Annotated in this window: 5 protein-coding genes; all 5 read right to left on the bottom strand. The window is 34.1% G+C overall.

Annotated features, from left to right (window positions below; genetic code table 11):
* On the bottom strand, window positions 1-1,173 hold a 1,173-nt coding region (locus tag AX762_RS10900; RefSeq protein WP_071849164.1), incomplete at its 3' end, for a lipopolysaccharide biosynthesis protein.
* Window positions 1,174-1,440: 267 nt separating this feature from the next.
* The gene (locus AX762_RS10895) at window positions 1,441-2,643 is read right to left on the bottom strand and encodes a glycosyltransferase family 4 protein (RefSeq protein WP_071849163.1); all 1,203 of its coding nucleotides are present in this window, start codon (window positions 2,641-2,643) and stop codon (window positions 1,441-1,443) included.
* 33 nt (window positions 2,644-2,676) lie between these two features.
* Window positions 2,677-3,897 (bottom strand): aminotransferase class I/II-fold pyridoxal phosphate-dependent enzyme, encoded by a 1,221-nt coding sequence (locus AX762_RS10890; RefSeq protein ID WP_083432944.1) that lies wholly within the window; start codon window positions 3,895-3,897, stop codon window positions 2,677-2,679.
* Window positions 3,898-3,971: 74 nt separating this feature from the next.
* Window positions 3,972-4,202, bottom strand: a complete 231-nt coding sequence (locus AX762_RS13465; RefSeq protein ID WP_371261677.1) for a sugar transferase — start codon at window positions 4,200-4,202, stop codon at window positions 3,972-3,974.
* Window positions 4,202-4,300, bottom strand: a complete 99-nt coding sequence (locus tag AX762_RS13460) for a sugar transferase (protein ID WP_177244091.1) — start codon at window positions 4,298-4,300, stop codon at window positions 4,202-4,204. The genes AX762_RS13465 and AX762_RS13460 overlap by 1 nt, the downstream gene beginning before the upstream one ends.
* Window positions 4,301-4,567: the final 267 nt, after the last annotated feature.

Genomic DNA, 4,567 nt, shown 5'->3' with positions numbered 1-4,567 from the left:
AATTACTAGTGCCCATAGCAATTCCATAATTCCCAAGTTGAAAAATAGAACAAACCCAATCATCATAAAACCGGTAATTTTTCTATAAATACTTAATTTTAAAAACAAATCAGAACGGCCTTTAACTTGAAGAATATTTAAATTGATTGAATTTAGAGAAGTCAGCATACCCGATAAAGAAATAATTTGAAAATAAGGAATAGCTGGTATCCAATTCTCTCCCAACAGTAATCTAAACGCAGGCGCAGCTACAGTTACTAACCCCAACATTGCCGGAAAAGTTAGGAATACAGAATTTTTAACTATTTTTTTAAATCCACTTTTTAATCTCTCAGGATCATCCTGTATGTTGCTTAATACCGGATAACTCACCTTTTCCACAGAACTTGCAACAGAGAACGAAAAAGTTTCACTTAACTTACGAGCATTTGTATAAAATCCTAAACTAACTGTTGAAAAGCCTCTTCCTATAATTAACGCATAAATGTTTTCATAAATTTTGGATAATAAACTCGCTACTAGTAATTTCCAACCAAAACTAAACAATCGTTTAAAAGAAGACTTACTGAAAACTAATGCTGGTTTCCATTGATTAGCTAGAGAAAAAAGAATTGCTTGTAATAGCTGCATAATCAAATTTCTTATTACTAAACTCCAAACACCAAATCCTGCTAACGCAAATCCGATAGCTATGATACCGGAAACAACTGATGATATCAGATTAACTTTCATTTGGATAGCGAAGTCAATTTTTTTGGTTAAAATTGTTTTTTGTATCAACCCAAAGGCGTTGATTATCAACACAAGTCCTAAGACTTTAACAATTAAAACGAGTTGAGGTACTTCAAAAAAAGCACTGATGTATCCTGCAGAAGCAAACAGTAAAATGTAAAGAATAACAGCCATAAATAAATTAAAGAAAAAAATAGTCGAGTAGTCATCCTGACTAACGTTCTTTTCTCTGATAATACCATTGGTGAAACCGCTGTCAATAAATACTTGAGATAAAGCAATAAATATAGTTACCATTCCTATAATACCGAAGTCTCTTGGTGTCAGTAGCCTTGCCAAAAAAAGCTGGATAATCAATTGGATGACCTGACTACCTATATTGTCCACAAAGCTCCAGATCATACTATCAATCGTTTTATTTTTCAATGTATCATTCTCCATAATATTCCTCTATTCTATCTATAGTCATTCATCTTTTAAGTGCCTATCATCTAAGAATACAATACAGAAAAATTTGGTTGGTTAAGTAGTCGGAAAGATAAATGAATATTTGTCTGATAATTATCCAGTCTTCTATTAGCAGTACTTGTTTTATCATTCCATTTTTGAAGAGAGCATTTACCCTTTACTTCTCCAATGTATAGTAAAGAGTAAAGCTTTCTAATATTTTTTAGAAGCTATTAAATGGAATATATATATTTGTATTCATTAAGCCTGAGTTTCGTCTTTGACGCTTAAACGTGCTGGCGGATAAGTGTATCTTTGGTAGATATTATTCATTTGCATATTAACGTTTCGACTTTCATAAGGACTAATAAAGAAGGTATTTCTTTTACCGAATCTTGCTCTTAATGATTCGTTTTGAATCAAGGTTGAAATTCTGTCTGCCATCTTTACATGATCATCAATATCAACAATATAACCGTTAATGTCATCATGAACTAAGTCTCTGTTCCCTCTGCAGGCCGTCACAACAAGAGGTAATCCTGTAGCCATTGCTTCCATTATATTAACTGGTAGTCCCTCCTGACGAGATGTTGAAATACAAATATCAGAAAGACTCATAAGATCAGCAACATCTGTTCTAAAGCCTAACAAGTGAATATTGTCCGATAAGTTCAAGTCTTCTATCATATCTGAGTATTCTTTAATCAACTGTCCATCACCCACCAGTAAAAGTTTTATCTGAGGATACTTTTTAACGAGATCACTCATCATACGAATAGATTGTGCTTGATTCTTTCTTTTGATGAGTTCTCCAACATAAATCAGGATGGTGTCATTTTCTGCATAACCGTATTTTTCTCTCAAAGTTTTTCTTTTTAAGCTAGTCGTAGGCCTAAATTTGTTCAGATTGATTCCCACACCATTAAGCAGTTCAATATCTTTCATTCTAAAATGTTTCTTTACAGCATTATTGTAATCTTCCGGATTAATGGTAATCAAACAATCTGTGCTGGAAGAAAGTAGTTTTTCAACTGTGTAGAAAATCATCCAATTCTTAATAGGCGCTCCTTTGAAAAAATGAAACCCATGTGCCGTGTAAATGACTTGTGTTCCTGTTTTTTTTATCTCTCTAGCAGCCAGTCTTCCTAACACTCCTCCAATAGGGGTATGACAATGTATGAGTGCATAATCTTCCTCTTTGAAAATTTTTTTGACCTGATAGTAAACTGTAAGATTTTCTCTTGATAAAGGATTTCTTTGAATAGGTAAATCATAGACTTTAACATTTATCTGTTCCAGCTTCTTTTTATAATCAAAATTATTCGTATGCTTTTCATGATCATCTTCGTGGAAATTCGACATGACATGTACTTCAAATCCGTTTTTTTGTAAAAGAGTAATGTTTTCCTGATTAAATGCTTCTACCATAGAGGCTACCGATGCCAATATTAGTGCTTTCTTCATTTATATCCCCTTCTCCTCAAATATTAAATCACTCTAATTAATTTTATGTTTCAACTTGGAATTACTCCCAATTTTTTTATTCCAGCTGAATACATGAACATGTTTACGAGATGAATTAAGAATTTTTTTCATTTCAGTAATGACTCTAAGTTGATCAAACTCTGCCATATTGGTGCCGGAAGGCAAACACAATCCGGCATCAAACAACTTTTCACTCACCGGAATTTGGCTATGAGGATCCTTGTAAAATTTACTGTCAGCGAATAAGGGTTGGAGATGAAGAGGTTTCCATAATAAGCGTGTTTCGATACCGACTGCATCCATTTTTGAAATGAATTCTTGAGGAAGAATGTTATATTTTTCCCAATCAAGCGTCAAGGTAGTTAACCAACGATTAGATTTAGTCTCGTTCATCTCAGGCATAAACTGAACACCCTGGATACCGCCCAGTTCCTGTTGATATATACTGAATACTTCTCTTCTTTTGTTGACACGCTCATCTAATACTTCTAATTGTGCTCTTCCGATACCCGCTACTACATTACTCATTCGATAATTGTAGCCTACTTGGGAATGTTGGTAATACGGCGCATCATCCTTTGCTTGTGTTGCTAAAAACTTAGCACGAACTAAAAGCTCATCATCATCTGAAACAAGTGCCCCTCCGCCAGAAGTCGTAATAATTTTATTTCCGTTAAATGAATAAATTCCTATTGTTCCAAACGTCCCGCTTTTTTTATTTTTATAAGTGGATCCCAACGATTCTGCAGCATCTTCCACTATAGGAACGTTATAGGCTTGAGCAATATCAGTCAATTCTTTCATTTTTGCACTTTGACCATACAAATTCACTACAACTATGGCTTTTGGCATCCGATTCGATGATTTTGCCTCTGCCAATGCAACCTCTAGAGCTTCTGGCGACATATTCCAAGTATCTTCCTCGGAATCAATGAATACCGGTTCCGCCCCTAAATATAAAACTGGGTTAGCACTTGCCACAAAGGTGAATGATGAAACAAAAACAGCATCATCCTTGCAGACCCCAAGAAGCGCTAAAGCTAAATGGATGGCTGCCGTGCCCGAGCTTGTCACTGACGCTCCTTTCACTCCATTATATGTGGCTATCTCTTTCTCAAACGAGTCAACATTGGGTCCTAATGGGGCTATCCAATTGCTTTCAAATGCTTCATCGATATATTTTTTTTCATTTCCTGACATGTGTGGTGTAGAAAGTAATATACGCTGATTCATAATAATTCCCCTTTTCTCTCGTTAGTTAAATTTTTGCGTGTAATGTTTTTTAATTATGAACGATACTCTGGTAATTATTTGGTTGGTTCATCTCTATATTCAATGAAATCACTCCCTAAAAAAACTTTTTTAATCGTCATTAATAATATTTTTATGTCAAATAACAAGGATACATTCTGAGTATAAAAAATATCCAGTTCATATTTTCTTTTCCAACCCAATCTATTTCTCCCATTCGCCCGCGCCCACGCGCTTATGCCAGATTTGATAAAGTGGAGTTTTTTCTTGTGTGTAAAAAGGTAAATTAATTTTCTGGAAGTAATCTAGGACCGATAAAACTCATTTCTCCTTTCAAAATATTAACTAGCTGAGGAAATTCATCCAGGCTCATTTTCCGAATCAATCTTCTTGTACGAAATAATCATTCAACATCTGTCAGTTCTCTTCCGTCTCTATACTTTCATACTACGAAATTTGTAGAGTGTAAATATCTTTTTATTTTTTCCTAATCTCTTTTACTTAAAAAATTGATCCGGCTGGATCTTTCCATTTAATTAAAGTTGAGATCAGCACTAAAACGGAAAATCTAATGATTAACATTATCAATACGAATTGAAAATTAAAGAAATTTTCCCATTTAGCATAATTCATTGTTATCACTCCTTGAATA

The organism is Alkalibacterium sp. 20 (assembly GCF_001885615.1).
Classification (GTDB): domain Bacteria; phylum Bacillota; class Bacilli; order Lactobacillales; family Carnobacteriaceae_A; genus Alkalibacterium.
The sequence above is the reverse complement of the archived record's forward strand: the minus strand, read 5'-3'. Positions and strand labels throughout refer to the sequence as shown.